Raw genomic sequence first — 20,332 nt, 5'->3', positions numbered from 1 at the left:
TCTATCCCGAATTACGTGTACATTCAATTCCTAACTACTAGAGGAGAGCTGTTAAAACGGCTCTTTTTTTACATATATTTTTCTACTTGTTCTGGATAAATTATCACTAACATTCTTAATATTTTTTATTGGTTCCCATCAATAATCTATAATGTCTTTTAGGTATTCCCTAAAACACATGCCACTGCCTAATTCATCTCTGAATTCATTGATATCATTCCCATCTATTTTTATTGAATATAAATCTTTGTCCTTTCTATATTTAAAAATTTCATTTGGAAAAAAATATTTTTCTTTAGGAATTTCAAATAGATATAACTTGTTTAATTTTCTATCATTTAAAAGTAAGTTTAATGTCTTTTCAAATTTTTTTGGAGTTGGTTCAAGCCACCATTCTCCAGTTGTTTTATTTTTATTTGAAAAAATAATATCTCTAGATTTAAATTTTTTATTTTTTTCTCTATTAACTATTTCTATAGCTTTACATTTCTTTATTTTTTTATCTGATTTTTCAATATTTAAATTTTCTATATCTGTTAATTCTTTCAATTTTTCAATTTTTATTTCAACTGTTTCGATTTTATTTTGCAGTTGAATAAATCGTCTTTCTACTCTTTTGAGTTCATTTTTTTTTATTTTTAATCTTTCTTTTAATTCTTCTATTTCTTCTGTAAACATATTTCCTCCATAAGAAATTTTATATATTTATTATACCACAACATTAAAAAATAATTAAAATACAATTAAAAAAAATTATATAGGAAATATAAATACAACTCTCTAAAACTAAATAGCACAAATATTTTTTAGGGCAAAAAGAAATCAAAAATAAGATTGAAAAAAATCAAGGAATATGATAAATTTATTCGAATATAAATTATTAGGAGAGTGAAATTAAATGGATTATGTGATTCAAATATTTATAAATGCTATGACAATGATTGCCATATTGAACCCATTTGGAAATGTGCCGTTATTTATAGGATTGACAGAGGATATGGGAAAAGTTACTAGAAAAAAGTTGTTTAAAGTAATTGTTATTACTGGGTTTTCAATAATGGCGTTATTTGGCGTTATAGGATCATTTATGATGAATAATTTTTTTAGAGTAGAGATGAAAGAAGTTAGGATAGCAGGAGGGATAATTTTAGTTATTGTCGCTCTAAAGAATCTATTATTTCCAAAGAAAAATAAAAAGAAAGATGAACCTCAAGAAGAATTAACAGAGGAGGAGGAAATTAAGCAAGGTTTAGTCCCCATGGCTTTCCCCATGTTAGTTGGTCCAGGTTCACTAGCAGGAGTTCTTCTTATAAGGCAAGAAGCAGGAGTGATCTCTAGTACTCTTTCCTGTGTAGTTGTATTTGTGATCATCCATCTTATGTTTTCTGCAGCAGATCTTATAGAAAAAATATTTGGAGAATTGGTTTTATTTGTACTCTCTAGGGTAATGCAATTATTCATAATGGCTGTTGGAATAAAAACTATTATCAGTGGTCTAACTATGGTTATTCAGGGTATAGGAGGTTAAGATGAAAAATATGATATGATGATTTTATCAGGAGGGATGTCTGGAACATTAAATTTAGACTCATCTAAGGGACTAAAAAAACAAATTATAGATTTTGATTTAGAGGGTAAAAAAATAAGTGAAAATTAGCTTCTGACATTTTATTTTAAGGCCTTGACAAATGGTTAGATATTACGTCTTTATGAGTAAAGTTTAAAACTTTTTAAACTTTAAAAAATAGTAAAGATGTAGTATAATTATTGTAATGGGCAAGATTTATATTAGTAGGAGGATTTAAAATGGGATTATTCGATTTTTTTAAAAAAAATAAAGAGGAAAATTATATTGAAATATACTCACCGTTAAATGGTAGAGTTATTGACTTGTCAGAAGTACCTGATGAAGCATTTGCACAAAAAATGATAGGGGATGGATGTGCTATAGAGCCTACAGAAGGATCTGTTCATGCTATAGCTGATGCTGAAATCGATATTTTTGATACGAATCATGCTGTTAGTTTTGATCTTGAATGTGGATTAGAAATGATAGTACATTTTGGAATAGATACAGTAAAATTAGATGGACAAGGGTTTGAAAGACTAGTTACTCCTGGAGATGTAAAAGTAGGAGACGAATTAGTTAAATACAACCTTGAATATATCAAAGAAAATGCAAAATCTGCAAGAACTCCTATAATCATATCTAATATGGATGAAGTTGCTGAGTTAAAAATAGTAGCTACAGGAGATGTAAAAGTAGGAGATCTACTAATGAAAATAAAATTAAATAAATAATAAAGTTTAAGGGATAAGAGATTATCCCTATTTTTATACAAAAAACTCAATTAGGGGATTAATAGATAATCCATTAATCCCCTAATTGAGTTTTTACATATACTTTTTAAATACTTCCTTTAATTTTATAACTCCATCTTCAATACTTTCGATCATAACTTTATCTTGATAGCTGTGACTATTTAAGCTCTTATTATACATAGGGTCATAATACTCTATCATTATTTGACGAGCAGCTTCTCTTATCTCACCTTTTTCTACTAAATTAATAAATTTAGTATGGGCGCTACCATCCATATATCTTTTTAGTTTTTCTGCTACTTCTAACAGGTTCTTCTCTAATTCATTGATACCAGTATAATCATCCATAATGATATCTAACCTCATCTCTATAGGAGCTTCTACTAAGATTTTTATTCCCTTTTTCATTGTATCCCAAAATGGATCTGGAATATGAATAGGACCTATTTTTCTACTTTCGCCTTCAATTATTATCACATTACTTTTTCTATGTTTAACGGCATCATATAATATAGATTCAAAAGTTTTTTGACTTCTATCTTGAGTTATTCCGATATGACCAAAGTGAGAGCCTCTATTTTTAGCCATTCCCTCTAGGTCAATGGTTTCAACACCTATTTTTTGTAGTTCGTTCAATATTTTGGTTTTCCCTGTACCAGTTTTCCCATGGAGAGTTATTAATTTTACTCCTTGAACTATACTTTGGAAATCTTCCATAACGAAAGATCTATAAGATTTGTATCCTCCACTAAGTCTTGCAGTTTGATATCCCATAGATTTAAAAAATGAAGTCATAGATCCACTTCTCATTCCACCTCTAGCACAGAAAAATATGATACTATTGTATTTTTTTGAGAGTTCGCTTATCTGTTTAGTAATATCTCCTAGTCTTTTAGAAATAGCTTCGATTCCCAGTTGTTTTGCCTTTTCTTGAGATTCTTTCTTATATGCAGTTCCCACCATTACTCTCTCTTCATCTAGTAATACTGGTATATTAATGGCTCCTGGAATTGTTGATTCTTGATATTCCTTTGGAGTTCTTACATCTATTAAGATATAATTATTTTTTTCTAATAATACCTTATAACTTATTTCGTTTTTGTTCATGTCATCGTATATATTGGTTTTCAAAAAATTCACCTTCCTTCCCCATATTATAACATAGTAGAGGTTAAAAGTTGATATGAAATAATTGTAATACATATAATTTTTTTATTTTTCTTCTTCCTTCACTCCGCATTGAGAGATAGTGCAAGATTTCCCATTACATTTCATAGTGCCAGCCACTCCTACAATGGTAGAGTTTTCATAACTATCTTTCAAAACTACTGTATTTCCACCGATCTTGGTTCCCTTAGCAATAGTAATATTTCCCAAAACCTTTGCACCGGCACCGATAATTACATTATCTTCAATAGTGGGATGTCTTTTCCCAGAATCTTTGCCAGTTCCTCCTAGAGTAACTTGGTGGTAGATAGTTACGTTGTTTCCTATTATAGCTGTTTCACCTATGACTACACCCATCCCGTGATCAATAAAGAGTCCTTTCCCTATAATTGCTCCAGGATGGATCTCTATTCCTGTAAAAAATCTAGAAATTTGAGATAATAATCGAGCTAAAAAGAAAAAATTTCTTTTAAATAGTCCATGAGCTATCCTATAAATAAAGATTGCGTGGATAGATGGGTACAGTAAGAAAACCTCTAGATTAGACTTTGCAGCGGGGTCTATTCTTCTTATGTTTTCTATATCGTGCTTTAAATTTTTGAACATTATCCCTCCGTATTCTATATAATTATTTGCTTATATACTAATGTATTTCCATTGAGATGTCAAGAGAAATAAGTTGTGATCTATTTTTTATATTATTTTGTAAATACCCCTGTAGATATATACTTTTCTCCACCATCTGGAGCTACTGTTACTATAATTTTACCTTCTCCTAACTTCTTAGCTAATATTTTAGCTGCAGCAATATTCGATCCACTAGAAATCCCTAAATAAAGACCATCACTGTTCAATATATTCCTAGTTATTTTATAAGCTGTTTCATCATCTATAGTAATAACTTCATCGATAATAGATATGTCCAATATTTGAGGTATAAATCCTGCTCCAATTCCTTGGATCTTATGAGGCCCACCATTCCCACCAGATAAAACTGGGGAATTGGACGGTTCCACTGCTACAACTTTTATATTTTTATTACGTTCTTTTAAGTATTTTCCAGTTCCGCCAAGGGTTCCGCCGGTACCTACTCCTGCAACGAAACAATCAATTTGTGGAATTTGATTATATATTTCTATTCCCGTAGAAATATAGTGGGCTTTTATATTAGATTTATTTTCAAATTGATTTGGAATATAGTATCTACTATTAGCTTCTGCCATCTCATAAGCTTTATTGATAGCTCCTGTCATCCCCTTTGTAGGGTCACTTAAGACTAAATTTGCCCCATAAGAACTTATAATATCCTTTCTTTCTTGACTCATACTAGAAGGCATAACCAAAGTTACTTCATATCCCATAGCTTTTCCAATCATAGCTAAAGCTACTCCTGTATTTCCACTGGTAGGTTCTAAAATAATATCTCCTTGATTTAATTTACCATCTGCTTCAGCGTCTACGATCATTTGATATGCTGCTCTATCCTTTATAGACCCACTAGGATTAAATTTTTCTAATTTTACATATATATCGGAAAGACCTTTTTCTTTTTTTAATTTAACCATTGGAGTATTCCCTATTAATTCAACAATATTGCTATACATCTGACTACCTCCTATTTTCCTAAATAAATCTGTTAAATATTATTCTAAAGTCATCTTATCATTAACATAGTCTAGTAGTCAAGAATTGAAAACCATATTTTAAAAGAATATCTTGACTTGATGTGTCATTTTTGATAAACTAACTTTTGTTAATGTTATAAAAATCAAATTAAATATAAAGGTGGTAAAAATTATGAAAAATTACGTATGTGAAATATGTGGATATGTTTATGATCCAAAAGTTGGAGATGTAGAAAATGGAATAGAAGCAGGAACTAGTTTTGACAACTTACCTGAAGAATGGATCTGTCCTCCATGTGGAATGGGTAAAGACGTATTCGCAGAAGAGAACTAAAATTTAATCCCCTCTAGAAATTTCTAGGGGGGATTTTTTTATAGTTATAATTAAGTTTTATATAGATTCAGAGAGTTCTTTTAAAATTTTAATTGTTTTTAAGATCTCTTCCATTGTATTATAGTGGGAAAAACTAAACCTTACCATTCCAGTTTCATTTGTTTTAAAATCATTATGCATTAAAGGAGCGCAATGTATTCCAGATCTTGTAGCGATTCCATAATCATAAGATAAGACTTCAGCAAGATCGCTAGAAGGAACTCCTTCTAAGTTTATAGTAACTATAGGAGAACGATAAAAAGTATTGAAATCTCCATATATTTTTACCTTTGGGAGATCTTTTATTCCTTCATAAAAAGTCTTAGCGAGAGCAAGTTCCTTTTCACGAATTATATCTATACCTAAATTAGCGATATATTTTAAACTGGCATTTAGTCCGGCTATCCCGTGGATATTAGGTGTGCCAGCTTCTAATTTGTCCGGCATAGTTTTAGGGTGCTCCTCTGAAAATGAATGAGATCCACTTCCTCCTACAAGATATACATCTAGATCTACTTTAGGAGATACATATATTCCTCCTACTCCTGCAGGACCCATAAGTCCCTTATGTCCCGTAAAACAAAGGATATCAATATTGCTTTTTATTACATCTATAGGAAATACTCCCAAGCTCTGTGACCCATCGACAATGAAGATAAGATTATTTTTATGTGCGACTTTTCCTATTCGAACTATATCTAATAAGTTTCCTGTTAAATTAGAAGCATGAGTGGTTACAATGACCTTAGTGTTTTTCACTATGTTTGCTTCTAGTTCGTCATAGTTTATATTTCCAACTTTGTCTGAACTAATAAATTTTACTTTCACTCCATTTTTTTTTAATTTATATATTGGACGAAGTACAGAGTTGTGTTCTAGAGTTGTAGTGATTATTTCATCTCCCTCTTTGAGGTCTAATCCTAGTATGGCCATATTCAAAGACATAGTAGAGTTCCCTGTAAATGCAATGTTTAATGGATCTTCTACACCAATTAGTTTGGCTAGTAATTCCCTTGTTTCGTAGAGGACCCTAGATGAACGAAGAGAGTACTCATGTCCTCCTCTACTTGGATTTCCAAAACTATTTAGTGCTTCTACCATGGCTTCTCCAACGGCTTTTGGTTTTGGTAGTGTAGTTGCAGCGTTATCAAAATAAATCATAATTCTTTCCCACCTTTTCATTTAATTTTTATCTAGGTTCATTCTATCTTATTTTGATTTAAAGGTAAAATGTTAATTTAATTTATTTTTTAGTTGTTATTAAAATGAGTCATTATTTGAATGAAATAACTATGAAATGTGGTGAAGGAGCGTTTTATTTTTGAATAAAATATTTTTTTAATATAAAGGAATTATATACTTTATCAAATTTTAATGATTAGAATAAATATAATTTTAGATTTGATCCTAAATGTTATAGATTTTTTCAATTATATAAATGTCTTTTTCCAAACTTAACGTATCATTAGTGTGCTTAAATGATGATTTCTAAACTAAATTAATTTTTTTACTAGATAGCGGTTTTTATAATTAAATTATAATAATATGGGCTTCACATTAATTGTTATAAAAGATTCACATGATAAATAGGTAACTTATATTTTGTATATTTTTTGTATTTAATTCTAACTAAATTATATGGTATAACTTCATTGTGATAAATTAAATATAGGGTATTTAATTATTTTTTTAGTAGAAGACGGAGGAAAAAAATGAAAGAATCAATAGAAAAATTTAAGAGTGATTTTGGTAGATTAAGAGTTAGAGCAAAGGCTTCAATTATAGGAGGAGCTTTAATAATGACCTCTATTGGGGTTATTAATTTATCATTTCGTTTTCACATATAGGAACAGTTGGTTAATTAAAAAGAACGTGTTATAACGTTAAGATAAAAAAAGCTAAGGAGATTCCTTAGCTTTTTTTATCTTAAAAATTTTGAATAAATTTTTCAATATACTGAATTGAATTCATTGAAAGGATAACGTTTTTATTTTCTTCGGTTTCTAGAACAATAAATTGTTCATTTGAAGAAATGATTTTTACACCTTCATATTCAATGCCGTACTCTTTAGAATAATTCATAATATTGGTTTTAATATTAACTCTATCAAAACCAATTGATTTACTCAAATCTAGCATAAGCGACCTCCTTTAAATTCTGAATGGTGTGTTTCAAGACAATAAAAATATCTTGTTAGACTTTCTTGAACTGCACTATTTAGATTTTATCTGAATATTGATTTTTATTTAGACATAATTCACTAAAAGCCATGAAAATATAAATTTAATTAAACATCTGATTTTTAATTAAATTTTAATTAAATTATACTCTTTGTTGTCGTTTATTTCAATAATTTTTTTTAAATTTAATAGGATTTTTAATCTTTAAAATTAATGTATATTCAGTATTAAATACCAATAATTTAGTATTTATAAGGGCTGCAAGAAATTTTTAATAAATTCATATTTAAAATTATATTGACATTTATCTTATGATGTTGTAACATCTATCTAATTGAACAGATATAAAACAAACTTAGGAGGAAATATGAAGAATTTTCAATGAAAGTGACAATTGCTTAAAACTTCCGGTGGAAGTTACAAGGTCTACTGCAAATGGATAACATGAATAAAACTAGTTTAGATAAATTAATATCTTTCTTTTCCTGTAGTTTTAAAACTACACCTATTCATTCTTTTTATTGTACAGATCATTTTTTACATTTTTAAATAAATTTCAACTTTTTACGAACCAAATCCCAAAGGGAGTAACATTTTTATGCCACTAGTCATGGGGGCTTTTTTAGATGGAAAATTATCAAAAGTAGAGGTAGAGAACCTTCTTTTTTAATTTATCGAAGAAACATTTCATAGATAAATTAAAGTCTATAAAAATTTAGATTATACCTAACTGGATGAAACATCACAGTCCTTTTGTTGTGCCATTTTTTAAAATCAAAATAAATTAAATAATATAAGGAACTAAAATTATTGTAAAGTTAAAAAAATATAAGGAGTATTGAACAATGATTAGATACGTAATAAAGAGACTATTTATGCTTATACCGGTAATAATTGTGGTAATGATCCTATCTTTTTTGATTACCCATATAATGCCTGGAGACCCTGTTAGGATGATGATGGGGGATTTTGCAACAGAAGAACAAGTATCTGCGATGAAGCATCATCTAGGATATGATAGATCATTTTTTATACAGTTTGGAGAGTGGTTTTCGAGAATAATAAGAGGGAATTTAGGAGAATCTTTATTTTTACATGAAAAAGTTTCAACGGCTATTTTTTCAAGATTGGAACCAACATTTATGCTAGCCCTTGTAGGAGAAAGTATAGGACTATTGATAGGAATCCCCCTTGGAGTAATAGCAGCAGTTAAACATAGAAGCTGGATGGATCAGTCCGCAATCGGAATATCTCTAGCAGGAGTTTCAATACCTAGTTTTTGGCTCTCTATTATGCTTATATATTTATTTTCTGTTAAACTTCACTGGTTTCCTGTACAGGGGTATGTTTCTATAGAAGAATCAGGGATAGGAGTCATAAAATATCTTGTTCTGCCAGGATTAACTCTTGGGTTTATGCAAGGAGGAATAATAGCTAGAATGACAAGGAGTGCAATGTTAGATGTACTCAGACAAGATTATATAAGAACTGCCATGGCAAAGGGAGTGTCAGAAAAATTTGTAATTATAAGACATGCTTTAAAAAATGCCATGATACCTGTTGTAACAGTTTTAGGATTTAGCATGGCTGTACTTCTAGGAGGAACATGGATTGTAGAAACTGTATTTAATATCCCAGGAACAGGTAGTCTCGCAATTAATTCTATAATGAAGAGGGATTATCCTGTAATACAGGGAAGTATGATATTTACAGCTTTGGTTTATGTAGTTATAAATATAATCGTAGATGTGAGTTACGCAGTTTTAAATCCAAAGATTAAATATAAATAAAAGGAGTGTTAACAGTGAGTAAAGATATAAAACAAATGATTTTAGAAATTAAAAAACATCCTTATATAGCCATAGGTGGAGTAGTAATAATAGTGATTTTCTTGGCTGCTGTGGCTGCTCCTCTCCTAACAAAATTTAACCCTTTGGAAGTAAATGGAAAAGATAGACTTTTACCTCCTTCATTGGTACATCCCATGGGAACAGATCATTTTGGAAGAGATGTTATGAGCCGATTGGTTTATGGAGCAAGGATATCTATGGAAGTTGGGATTTCAGTAGTAATACTTAGTACATTCATGGGTGGATTAATAGGGCTAGTAGCAGGATACTATCATAAAGTAGATAATTTTATTATGAGGATTTTAGATGGATTCATGGCATTTCCAGGAATAATAATAGCGATAATTTTGGCTGCTGTTTGGGGAGCTGGAAAATTAAATATAATACTGGCACTTTCCTTTGCTTATTTTCCTCAGATGGCAAGAGTTGTAAGAGGCTGTGTTCTTACTGGAAAGGAATGGGAATGTGTTGAATCTGCCAAATCTTCAGGAGCTAAAGATGGACATATACTTTTTAAGTATATATTACTCAATTCATTGTCGCCTATAATCGTTCAGGCTACATTTACTTTTGCTGTAGCAATATTAGATGAAGCAGCACTAAGTTTTTTAGGGCTAGGAATTGAACCACCATTTCCAAGTTGGGGTGGGATGATTACTGAAGGAAGATCCTTTATGAGTATAGCTCCTTGGGAGATGATATTTCCTGGAGCGGCTATAATGGTTACTGTTTTGGGACTCAACCTCTTAGGAGACGGACTGAGAGATTATTTAGATCCAAGACTTGAGGTATAGATCTATTGAATGTCTATAATTAAGAAATAAGAGGAGATAAGTATGAAAGGTGAAATCGAAAATTTAAATAGTAGAAAAAATAAAAATAATGCAGAGATGAAGGATGTTCTTGTCCTTGCAGCTGCGGCATTTTCAATAATAGCTCCCATTGTTATCTTCTCTATGTTGGGAGTAATGGCAGTTTTCATGTTACTAAGTGTTTTATTTTAAGAAAGGCTGTAGAAATTAAAGGAGAAAAAATGGAAAAATTATTGGAAGTAAAAAAATTAAAAACCTATTTTTATAAAAATCAGGAGGTAATACCGGCAGTAGATGGTATTAGTTTTTCTGTGGGAAAAGGAGAAACTGTAGCAATAGTAGGAGAATCAGGAAGTGGAAAGAGTATCACAGCATTGAGTATTTTAGGGTGTATCCCAACGCCTTCAGGAAGGATCGAAGGTGGAGAGATAATCTTTGAAGGAAAGAATTTATTTGAAAAGTCTAAAAAAGAGATGAGAAAGATAAGAGGAAATGAAATATCTATGATATTTCAAGAACCTATGACATCTTTAAATCCAGTATATACAGTTGGGAGACAACTCAGTGAGGTATTTGAACTTCATCAAGGGACAAAGAGAAAAGAAGGGTTTAAAAAAGCCATTGAATTACTTAGGATAGTGGGGATACCGTCTCCTGAAGAAAGGGCAAAACAGTACCCACATCAAATGTCTGGTGGGATGAGGCAAAGGATAATAATAGCCATGGCTCTAGCTTGCAGACCCAAATTAATAATTGCAGATGAACCGACTACAGCCTTGGACGTGACAGTACAGGCACAAATTCTTGATCTTATAAAAAATCTAAAAGAAGAGATAGGAACATCGATGCTTTTGATAACTCATGATTTAGGTGTAGTAGCTGAAATGGCAGAAGAAGTTATAGTGATGTATGCAGGAAAAGTAGTGGAATCAGCAAGGGTTAAAGATATTTTTAAAGACCCTAAGCATCCTTATACCAGAGGATTATTAGCTTCTATGCCATCTTTAAACAATGCAAATAAAAGATTAAATACAATAGAGGGGACTGTCCCAAAACCTACAGAATTTCCTAAAGGATGCCGATTTAGTCCTAGGTGTGAATTCGCAAAAAAAATATGTAAGGATTTAGAGCCACCTCTTTGTGATAAGGGAGATCGGTCTCTCAGTTGCTGGATAGAAACTAAGGAATATACTGAGGAGGTTAAGAATGAATACTCTGCTTAAGATAGAAAATGTTTCTAAATATTTTCCAGCCTCAGAAGGAGTTTTTTTTAAAACAAATAAAAAAGTAACAGCTCTAGATGGTGTGACTTTTGACATTAAAAAAGGCGAAATTTTGGGAATAGTAGGAGAATCGGGATGTGGAAAATCAACTTTAGGTAGGGTTATACTCCGGCTTTTAGAAGCTGATTCAGGAAAAATTTATTTTGATGGAAAGGATATACTATCTCTTTCAAAAACAGAGATGAGAGAGGCAAGAAGAGATATGCAGATAGTATTTCAGGATCCCTTTGCATCACTAAACCCTAGGATGAGAGTAGCAGAACTAATAGGGGAACCTCTTAGGTTACATGGCATGAAAGACGTCCATGAAATAAATAGAAGGATAGAAGAAATAACTGAACTGGTTGGATTAGATAAATATCATTTAAAAAAGTATCCCCATGAATTCTCTGGGGGACAAAGGCAAAGAATATGTATCGCTAGAGCCTTGATTTTAAAACCAAAATTAGTTATATGTGATGAGGCAGTATCTGCTTTGGATGTATCTATACAGAGTCAGATAATAAATTTATTGAATGATTTAAAAGATGAATTAGGTCTTACATATATGTTTATATCTCATGATCTTTCAGTAGTAAAACATATAAGCGACAGAGTAGGAGTTATGTATTTGGGTAAAATAGTAGAAATAACATCTGTAGAAAATATCTTTAATGAACCTAGGCATCCTTATACACAGGCTTTGATTTCTGCAATTCCAGTTCCTGATCCAAGCATAAAGAAAGAAAGGATAATATTAAAGGGAGATGTGCCAGATCCTTTAAATATTCCTATGGGGTGTAGATTTCATATGAGGTGTATCCATTCAGAAGAAAGATGTGAAAGGGTAGAACCAGAATTAAAAATAAGTAAAAAAGAACATTTTGTAGCTTGTCATTTGATCGATGAAATTTAAAAAATATAAGGGGGAAAAAAATGATAAACATAAAAATTAAAACAATTTTAAATTTTGTTTTAACACTAATTATTGCTATAACTTTTGTAGCATGCTCTTCAGACAAAGATGATAAGAAAGAAAAACAGGGTGTAGTTAAAAACAGTAAATTCGGCGGAACCATAGTTGTGGCACAAAAAATGACACCTCCTCATCTTGATAGTGATAAATCTACTGATTGGGCAATATCTTCAATAATGAACCATGTTTATGAAGGCCTATTTGAATTTGATGCAAATTTTGAGCCTCAGCCTTATTTGGCCGAAAGTTATGAAATTAAAGATGGAGGAAAAGTTTATGATGTAAAGCTTAGAGAGGGAGTTCTTTTCCATAATGGAAAGGAGATGACCACTGAAGATGTAGTAGCTTCATTTAATAGATGGTTAAAAAATAACGATGCAGGGAATATGATAGCTCCTTATTTTGATAGAGTAGAAGTAGCTGGTCCATATGAACTCAAATTTATATTTAAGAATCCTTACGCTCCTTTTATTAGTATATTAGGATCCCATGTTTCAAATCAAAAACTTGTTATAAGACCAAAAGAACTTATAGAAAAATATGGTGATAATGTAATGAGTGAACACATAGGAACAGGTCCATATAAATTTGTAAAGTGGATACCCGATCAAGAGGTTAGATTAGAAAGATTCGATGAATATGTTCCTAGTGATAAACCAGCATCAGGTCTTGCAGGAAAGAGAGTAGCATATGCAGATAAAATAATAATAAAATCGGTTTCTGAGCAAGCTACAAGAATTGCTGGAGTTCAAACTGGAGAATTTCAATTTGCTGAAGAAGCTCCTCAAGATCAATATAAAATACTTGAAGAAGATCCCAGTGTAGAACCTGTAATAGTAAAACCAGATGGGATGGAAATGCTAATAATCAATTGTGGGACGCCTCCATTTGATAATATATATGCAAGAAGAGCTCTCGCAGCATCAATAGATATGGAAGAACTTGGAAGGACAATGATAGGGGATGAAAATTTTTGGAATGTAGATGGATGTATATATCCTAAAGGTACAGTATGGTATGAAGAAAATTCAGGAGCAGGTGTATATAACAATCATGATCCTAAAAAAGCCAGAGATCTCCTAAAAAAAGCTGGTTATGACGGAACACCTATAGTAATAGTGAGTGGACAAGATGACAAAGTAGAAAAATATGGAGCAATAGCCTTAAAAGGACAGCTTGAAAAGGCAGGGTTCAATGTTAAAATTGAGCTTTTCGACAGACCTACAGTAGTTGAAAGACGTTCAAAGAAAAAAGGTTGGAATTTACATTTTTCTTACTTTTATATGGCATGTCCAGATCCTCAGGTTGAAGGAGCATGGACAGGAACAAATGCATGGATTTCAAATTGGGATGACGATGATTCTCATGCCATGGACAAAATCTTTGAAAGAATGATGATGGAAACAGATAAGGAAAAAAGATTTGAGATAGTAAAAGAATTTTACAGTAAAACATGGGAAACACTGCCATATATAAAGACTATTGAATATAGTAGAATGCATATAGCAAATAGTTCACTAAAAGGATATGCTAACTCATGTCAGCCATTCTTTTGGAATACATGGATAGAGAAAAAATAGAATTTGATTTTATTTAAGGGAATAGTTAACATAACTATTCCCTTGAAATTTATTTGTTGAAGAAGGATTAGATAAGATCTATCTTTATTGAAGAGGGGTGATGTTCATGAAAAAAGAAATATATATAGATGCGGTAAAAAAAATGAATTGCGTTTTAGATTTAAAAAGAAAAGTAGTAGGAGTAAGGTTTTTATTTACAAAGGAGGAGTTTGAGAGTGCACAAGCTCCTCGACAAAATGGAAAATTAACTTATTGTAAGATGATTAATCGCGCAATGGATGGGTCTCAAATTAAAGCAGATTTTAATAATTTTGGATGTTTTGCAGCAGCTCGAGTTCTTGGGATTGTAGACCTAGATGACTGGTATACTTCGGGCCATTACTATGGTAAGTGTGGTTTATATCAAGATATGCCCACAGCAAAAGAAGTTACTGATAATATTTCCAAGTGTAATCATAAATCTTACGGTGTAGAGATAATGCCTTTAGAAAAATTTGATATAGAACCACATGTAGTAATTATTGCTACAAATACGTTTAATACAATGAGATTTATCCAAGGTCATGCCTATAAATATGGAACACATAAAGGGTATAAATTCTTAGGAAACCAAGCTATGTGTGCAGAATGTACTGCACACCCATATGCTACAAATGATATTAATATTTCCCTTTTATGTGTAGGGACTCGAAAAAGTGGATTTAATGACGATGAAGTTGGAATAGGAATATCATTTCGAAAATTTTTAGAAGTTGTGGATGGACTATGTAAAACAGTTACACCAGCTGAACCTAATCGAAGGAAAAAAGAGATTGAAGAAAAGCTTGATGAACATGGGATCTCAGATGTTAGCATAATATATGATAAAAATTATGGGGATGGAATGCACAAACATGATTTTTCATATTTTAAAAAAAGAGATGAAGACTAAATCAAATATTTTTTAATATATATAGAAAGAAGATGTTGAACAGAGTTTAACTTATAAAATTTAATAGGAAGGAAAAAAATATGAAAAACATTATAAAAGAAGTAGGAATTTTAATTTTGGCGGCATTTTTACTTGCAGCAGGGGTATATTATTTTTTAGCTCCAAATGAAATAGCAGCAGGAGGGACTACAGGGATAGCCATAATAATAAAAAATTATTTTCCAGGTGTAAATATAGGATTTTTAATGATGATTATGGATGTAGTGTTATACATAATAGGATTTTTTATTATAGGGCCTGTATTTGGAATCAAGACTATATTTTGTAGTTTTACAACTTCATTTTTTATATCTATGATGCAGATATATTTTCCGATATCAACTCCTATGAGTCACGATATATTGATTCAGCTCATATTTGGAATATTGATGTGTGGGACTGGTATGGCAATAGCATTTGCACATGAAGCATCTACAGGAGGGTTAGATATAGCAGTAAAAATAATAAATAAATATTTTAAAATAAAAATAGGCCATGCTGTATTTTTAGTAGATATGTTTATAATATTGGCTGCTATAAAAACTTTTGGAGCTGAAAAAGGAATGTATGCAATGCTTGGAGTATGTATGCTTTGTGTGAGTATAAATATTATTATGGAAAAATTTAACCTTTATCAACAGGTTGTCATAAGTAGTGAGAAAATCAAAGAAATTAGAAGCTATATAGTAAATATATTTGGAAGTAAAATTTCTATATATTATGGAAAAGATGGATCTTCTAACTGTAAAAGTGCAATAATAATGACTGTTCTAAAAAAAAGAGAGTTTTTTGAACTGAAAAAATATGTAGATTCTATAGATAAAAATTCGTTTATAACTGCTCACAATATAAATGAGATCCATGGAAATGCTTATGTAACAAAGTAAAAATGATAAAAAAAACTAAATTTATTTAATTAATTACAGTGAGTAATATAATATTTATATATATTGTATCAAACTTTGATGATTAAAATAAATGTAGTGTCAAAAATAATTTTAAGAGTGTAAATTAATATTTAATGTGTCTTTTATTTTCCCATACAAAATGTTTCATTAAACTATTTAATAGATGTTTCTGAAACTAAATTAAAAAAATTAAAAAATCGCAAAGCCTGTGATTTAAATATCTAAATATGCGATTTGAATAAAAGAATAATATAGATTTATTTGATAAATGAATAGCTTAAATTTTGTATATTTTTTGTATTTAAACTTTAATTGTATTATATGATATTATTTCATTATAAGAATTAAATATAGAGAATTTATATTTTTTTAATGAAAGATGGAGGCAAGAAATGAAAGAAGCAATGGGGAAATTTAAAAATGATTTTGTTAAATTAAGAATGAGAGCAAAGGCTTCAATTATAGGATGGGTACTAACAATGACCTTTATAGGTTTAGTTGATTTATCTTTTCGATTACATGCATAAAAATAGTTTATTAACTTAAAATTATAGAACTAACGGAATAAAATAAGGGAATAAGCGGAGGTGTGTCCTTCGCTTATTTTTATTCGTCCCCCCAAAAAAAATAGAATAAATAAAAAATATAAAACTTTAGATCATCTCTATTTGAATGTTTTTTCTAGATAGAGTTTTAATATATTTATATTATTTTTAAAGATAATAATAATGGGAAAATAGATAATACAAGAGTTATTTTTTAAAAATATCATTAAAAATAGTACTATAATTAAAATTTAAAATAACCTTAAACTTAATTTTAAAAATTAATTTTTAAAAGACAAACGTTATTTTTGAACAAATTTAAAAATATGGTATAGTTGAATTATTAAGATCATCGTTAAATTATTCTCAATATTGTTTTGAATGAGACTAAAGAATATTTGATTTTATAAGTTTAAGAGGAGATGGTTAATCATGGATTTAAAATGGTTTAGAGTTCCAAAAGATATCGTATTTGGACAGGGAACGCTAGGATATTTATCGACTATTAGTGGTAAAAAAGCAGTTTTAGTAACTGGCGGTAATTCTATGAAAAAATTTGGTTTTTTAAATCAAGCCAAAGAGGAACTTGAAAAAGGAGGAATGGAAGTCATGACAATAGATGGTGTAGAACCAAACCCATCTATAGATACTGTTGTTGATGGCGGAAGAAAGATGACTGAATTTAATCCTGATTGGATCATAGCAATTGGAGGAGGTTCTGCATTAGACGCTGCTAAGATAATGTGGGTATATTATGAATATCCAGAAACTAAATTTGAAGATCTTGTAGCTGGTAAATTTCCAATTTTAAGAAAAAAAGCTAAACTTATAGCTATTCCTTCTACAAGTGGTACAGCTTCAGAAATAACTGCATTTTCTGTAATAACAGACACTGCAAATAAACTTAAATATCCATTGGTATCTTATGAAATTACACCAGATATTGCTATTTTAGATCCGATTATCCCTTCTAAAACTCCGGCTTATATAACTGCTAATACAGGGATGGATGTAATGACTCATGCGATTGAATCATATACTTCTAATGCTGCTACTTGCTATACCAAACCATTATCAATGGAATCAATTAAGATGGTTTATGAAAGTCTTATACCTGCTTATGAAAATGGAGAAGACTTAAAAGCCAGAGAGAATATGCATAATGCATCTACACTTTCAGGAATGGCTTTTACAAGTGCTTCTTTAGGAATTGTGCATAGTATGGCTCATAAAATTGGTGGAGAATTAGGAATAACTCATGGACTTGCAAATGCAGTATTATTGCCATATATTATAGAATATAACAGAAAATCTACAGATGGATTTAGTGAAATAGAAAAAATGCTTGGTGTAGATGATATTGTGGCTACTGTTAAGAATATGAATCAAAAAGTAGGTATTCCTCTATCTTTAAAAGAGATAGATGAGGTTGATATTTCAGAAGATAAATTTAAAGCTATCCTTGAAAGAATGAGTCTAAATGCATTTAACGATCCTTGTACTCTTACAAACCCAAGAGATACATCTTCAGAAGAGATTAAAGAACTTTATTTGGCAGCATATTATGGAACAACAGCTAAAAATATATAATTTTTTTGAAATATTTTAGTTCTAAAAAATAATTTTAAATACAAAATGCTCTCAGAAAATTCTGAGAGCATTTATTTAATTTTACTACTTTATTAAACTTCCAATGGTTTCTAATATATTGTTATTTTCTTCTAAAAAATATGGAATAGGAATGAGTTTTTTCCCTTTAAAATCTTGAAAAATCAGATCAAGAAATAAATCTTCCTTATCCTTTCTACCTTGCCAAAATGGATCGGAAGAATCTGGGAGGAGTCTGTTGATAATAATTTTATCAATGTTAATTCCATATTCATCTAAAGTTTTGACTGCTCTTTTTGTTTCTAAGAAAGATAATTTTTCAGCATTCATGACAAAGTTAAAAGAAACTCTAGAAGGATCCATGAGAACCTTACTAATATCAGATATCCAGTTATGTCTAGATTCTAAAATATTTAAAACACTGTCATCAGAAAATTTATTTTTCTTATTGAACTTCATATTTTTTAACATGAGAATTTTTTTTCTTTTCTTTATAAGACTCTCCATCCATGTATTCATAGCTGTAGGAAATGTAATGAGTCTCAAGGTATGTCCTGTAGGAGCAGTATCAAAAACTATATAATCATATTCTGTACTCTTTAAAATTAGTTGACTTATTTTCTCGAAAATAGCAGATTCATAGGCTCCTGGAGAGATCCCAGCATTATCTAATTGTTTTTCTACTTCACATAAAATAACTGGACTCAGCATCTCACAACATTGGTTTTTTATCCTAGAGATGTATATATTGGATTCTTTTTCTCCATCGATCTCCAAAATATCTAAATTTTCAGAAAAAGTATAGAAATCTTCATTTTTTTTAGGAGGGATACCAAATAGATCCCTAGTTGAGTGTGCTGGATCTGTAGAAACTAATAATACTTTATATTTTTTAGAATATTTCCATGCCAGGGAGGAGGCACAGGTAGTTTTTCCAACTCCTCCCTTTCCTCCTACAAAAATTATCTTATTCATTGTTTCACCTTCCAGTTTTTAGAATAATTATAGTGGACATTCTGTAACTTTTTCTTCCCAAACACTTTTTCTGTCGATCATCTTTTCTTCCCAAAGGCCTAGTTCATCTCCTAAATAGGGAAGTAATTCTAAGGTGTAATAGTTAACCGGAAGCTCAACTCCTAAGTTTTCAGAAAAACAAATAAATAAAAATTCATCAATTTCATCTACTAAAGCTTCATCTATTTTATTTGTAGACAAATATTTATAGTTAAAGGCTCCTTGAAAAAATAATTTTATATTTTTTATAAATTCCATTTTGTTTTTTATATTCATTTTTACATCCTTTTGGATCTTTATTAATAATAATATCAATAATTTTACTATTTACTATCATTTTCTATATCTATAATTTCAGTTTTATCGGCAAAAGCTTTTTTAGCTTCTAAGATAAGTATAATTGCTAGAATAAATAAAGCTACTGCAAATCCCAAGAGGATATAGTTGTTTAAATTAGCCTTAATAATGAGAGTTAATGCACTTAATGTAACGGCAAACATAAAGATCATAGGGTATAGAGCCATCTTATATTCTTTCCCCATTTTTTTCAACCAAACAGCTATTGCTAATAGAGCCAAAGCGGAAAGTAATTGATTTGCTGCTCCAAAAATTGGCCATATAGTTGTCCAACCGTTAAATCCTAAAAAACCACTTATTAAAACTGTTATAAGTGTAGCTGTATATTTATTAGTTAATGGATTATCTTGAGATTTTATATCTGCTGCCATTTCTTGAAAGATAAAACGAGCTAATCTTGTAGCTGTATCTAATGATGTTAGTGCAAATGCTGAAATGGCAAGAGCTGTAAAACTTTTTCCTATACTATACTCTACTCCAAAAGAAGTCATAAAAGTACCTAAACCATCAGAGAAAACATTGATAGGTCCTCCTGCTCCTAAAAGACTAGTGAACTTACCTTTAGATAAATAAGCCACGGTTATTATAGCAATAACGGCTAATACTCCTTCAATCAACATAGAACCATACCCAATAACTTTAATATCTTTTTCATTGTCTAATTGTTTAGATGTTGTTCCTGAACCTACAAGAGAATGGAATCCAGAAACGGCACCACAAGCTACAGTAACAAATAACATTGGAAATAATAGTTTTCCATTTATATTAAATGAAGTAACAGC

23 protein-coding genes are annotated in these 20,332 nt (G+C 30.3%); 14 read left to right on the top strand and 9 right to left on the bottom strand.

Annotation, left to right across the window (positions count from 1 at the left end):
* Positions 1–138: 138 nt before the first annotated feature.
* Positions 139–678: a hypothetical protein gene (locus tag WBG30_RS14355; protein WP_424505336.1), complete on the bottom strand. Its 540-nt coding sequence runs from the start codon at positions 676–678 to the stop codon at positions 139–141.
* Between the two features lie 220 nt (positions 679–898).
* On the opposite strand from WBG30_RS14355, the gene WBG30_RS14350 reads away from it, so the two are divergent.
* Both WBG30_RS14350 and WBG30_RS14345 read left to right on the top strand, forming a co-directional pair.
* Positions 899–1,528, top strand: a complete 630-nt coding sequence (locus tag WBG30_RS14350) for a MarC family protein (RefSeq protein WP_424505335.1) — start codon at positions 899–901, stop codon at positions 1,526–1,528.
* Positions 1,529–1,806: 278 nt separating this feature from the next.
* Positions 1,807–2,301, top strand: coding sequence for a PTS sugar transporter subunit IIA (locus WBG30_RS14345; RefSeq protein ID WP_424505334.1), 495 nt, complete (start codon positions 1,807–1,809; stop codon positions 2,299–2,301).
* Positions 2,302–2,394: 93 nt separating this feature from the next.
* Here the strand turns inward: WBG30_RS14345 and mnmH are convergent, their stop codons facing one another.
* From mnmH to cysK, 3 genes are all read right to left on the bottom strand, one after another.
* Complete coding sequence (gene mnmH, locus WBG30_RS14340; protein WP_424505333.1) at positions 2,395–3,462, bottom strand: tRNA 2-selenouridine(34) synthase MnmH; 1,068 nt, start codon at positions 3,460–3,462, stop codon at positions 2,395–2,397.
* Positions 3,463–3,534: 72 nt separating this feature from the next.
* Positions 3,535–4,095 carry a serine O-acetyltransferase EpsC gene (epsC, locus tag WBG30_RS14335; RefSeq protein ID WP_424505332.1) on the bottom strand — a complete coding sequence of 187 codons (561 nt, stop codon included), beginning with the start codon at positions 4,093–4,095 and terminating at the stop codon, positions 3,535–3,537.
* A 92-nt stretch (positions 4,096–4,187) separates the two neighbouring features.
* Positions 4,188–5,093 carry a cysteine synthase A gene (gene cysK / locus WBG30_RS14330; RefSeq protein ID WP_424505331.1) on the bottom strand — a complete coding sequence of 302 codons (906 nt, stop codon included), beginning with the start codon at positions 5,091–5,093 and terminating at the stop codon, positions 4,188–4,190.
* A gap of 193 nt (positions 5,094–5,286) precedes the next feature.
* Here cysK and WBG30_RS14325 point away from each other — a divergent pair, with 193 nt between their 5' ends.
* The gene (locus WBG30_RS14325) at positions 5,287–5,448 is read left to right on the top strand and encodes a rubredoxin (RefSeq protein ID WP_424505330.1); all 162 of its coding nucleotides are present in this window, start codon (positions 5,287–5,289) and stop codon (positions 5,446–5,448) included.
* Positions 5,449–5,505: 57 nt separating this feature from the next.
* Here the strand turns inward: WBG30_RS14325 and WBG30_RS14320 are convergent, their stop codons facing one another.
* On the bottom strand, positions 5,506–6,648 hold the full coding sequence (locus tag WBG30_RS14320) for an aminotransferase class V-fold PLP-dependent enzyme (protein WP_424505329.1): 1,143 nt from the start codon (positions 6,646–6,648) through the stop codon (positions 5,506–5,508).
* A gap of 551 nt (positions 6,649–7,199) precedes the next feature.
* Here WBG30_RS14320 and WBG30_RS14315 point away from each other — a divergent pair.
* On the top strand, positions 7,200–7,334 hold the full coding sequence (locus tag WBG30_RS14315) for a hypothetical protein (RefSeq protein ID WP_424505328.1): 135 nt from the start codon (positions 7,200–7,202) through the stop codon (positions 7,332–7,334).
* 79 nt (positions 7,335–7,413) lie between these two features.
* Here the strand turns inward: WBG30_RS14315 and WBG30_RS14310 are convergent, their stop codons facing one another.
* Complete coding sequence (locus WBG30_RS14310; protein ID WP_424505327.1) at positions 7,414–7,626, bottom strand: hypothetical protein; 213 nt, start codon at positions 7,624–7,626, stop codon at positions 7,414–7,416.
* A gap of 887 nt (positions 7,627–8,513) precedes the next feature.
* Between WBG30_RS14310 and WBG30_RS14305 the strand changes: the two genes are divergently transcribed.
* The 10 genes from WBG30_RS14305 (at position 8,514) to WBG30_RS14260 (ending at position 18,161) form a co-directional block, all read left to right on the top strand.
* The gene (locus tag WBG30_RS14305; RefSeq protein WP_424505326.1) at positions 8,514–9,458 is read left to right on the top strand and encodes an ABC transporter permease; all 945 of its coding nucleotides are present in this window, start codon (positions 8,514–8,516) and stop codon (positions 9,456–9,458) included.
* A gap of 14 nt (positions 9,459–9,472) precedes the next feature.
* Complete coding sequence (locus tag WBG30_RS14300; protein ID WP_424505325.1) at positions 9,473–10,312, top strand: ABC transporter permease; 840 nt, start codon at positions 9,473–9,475, stop codon at positions 10,310–10,312.
* Between the two features lie 42 nt (positions 10,313–10,354).
* On the top strand, positions 10,355–10,522 hold the full coding sequence (locus WBG30_RS14295) for a hypothetical protein (RefSeq protein ID WP_424505324.1): 168 nt from the start codon (positions 10,355–10,357) through the stop codon (positions 10,520–10,522).
* Between the two features lie 29 nt (positions 10,523–10,551).
* A complete protein-coding gene (locus tag WBG30_RS14290) occupies positions 10,552–11,553 on the top strand; it encodes an ABC transporter ATP-binding protein (protein ID WP_424505323.1) in 1,002 nt (333 codons plus the stop codon).
* Positions 11,537–12,508, top strand: a complete 972-nt coding sequence (locus WBG30_RS14285; protein ID WP_424505322.1) for an ABC transporter ATP-binding protein — start codon at positions 11,537–11,539, stop codon at positions 12,506–12,508. Before WBG30_RS14290 ends, WBG30_RS14285 begins: the two co-directional genes overlap by 17 nt.
* Positions 12,509–12,528: 20 nt before the next feature.
* Positions 12,529–14,148 (top strand): ABC transporter substrate-binding protein, encoded by a 1,620-nt coding sequence (locus tag WBG30_RS14280; protein WP_424505321.1) that lies wholly within the window; start codon positions 12,529–12,531, stop codon positions 14,146–14,148.
* A 106-nt stretch (positions 14,149–14,254) separates the two neighbouring features.
* On the top strand, positions 14,255–15,079 hold the full coding sequence (locus WBG30_RS14275; protein WP_424505320.1) for a DUF169 domain-containing protein: 825 nt from the start codon (positions 14,255–14,257) through the stop codon (positions 15,077–15,079).
* An 80-nt stretch (positions 15,080–15,159) separates the two neighbouring features.
* The gene (locus tag WBG30_RS14270) at positions 15,160–16,005 is read left to right on the top strand and encodes a YitT family protein (protein WP_424505319.1); all 846 of its coding nucleotides are present in this window, start codon (positions 15,160–15,162) and stop codon (positions 16,003–16,005) included.
* A 413-nt stretch (positions 16,006–16,418) separates the two neighbouring features.
* Positions 16,419–16,553 (top strand): hypothetical protein, encoded by a 135-nt coding sequence (locus WBG30_RS14265; RefSeq protein ID WP_424505318.1) that lies wholly within the window; start codon positions 16,419–16,421, stop codon positions 16,551–16,553.
* Between the two features lie 450 nt (positions 16,554–17,003).
* Entirely contained in the window at positions 17,004–18,161 is a 1,158-nt protein-coding gene (locus tag WBG30_RS14260; RefSeq protein WP_424505317.1) for an iron-containing alcohol dehydrogenase, read from the top strand.
* An 84-nt stretch (positions 18,162–18,245) separates the two neighbouring features.
* On the opposite strand, the gene WBG30_RS14255 is transcribed toward WBG30_RS14260, so the two are convergent.
* The 3 genes from WBG30_RS14255 to WBG30_RS14245 form a co-directional block, all read right to left on the bottom strand.
* Positions 18,246–19,154, bottom strand: a complete 909-nt coding sequence (locus tag WBG30_RS14255; protein WP_424505316.1) for an ArsA family ATPase — start codon at positions 19,152–19,154, stop codon at positions 18,246–18,248.
* Between the two features lie 27 nt (positions 19,155–19,181).
* Positions 19,182–19,469: a hypothetical protein gene (locus WBG30_RS14250; RefSeq protein ID WP_424505315.1), complete on the bottom strand. Its 288-nt coding sequence runs from the start codon at positions 19,467–19,469 to the stop codon at positions 19,182–19,184.
* 47 nt (positions 19,470–19,516) lie between these two features.
* A partial coding sequence (locus tag WBG30_RS14245) for a carbon starvation CstA family protein (protein WP_424505314.1) occupies positions 19,517–20,332 on the bottom strand: 816 nt, incomplete at its 5' end.

It is taken from the genome of Psychrilyobacter sp., assembly GCF_049671765.1.
Lineage (GTDB): Bacteria > Fusobacteriota > Fusobacteriia > Fusobacteriales > Fusobacteriaceae > Psychrilyobacter.
Note: the sequence above shows the minus strand (reverse complement) of the source record. Positions and strands in the feature narration are given on the sequence as shown.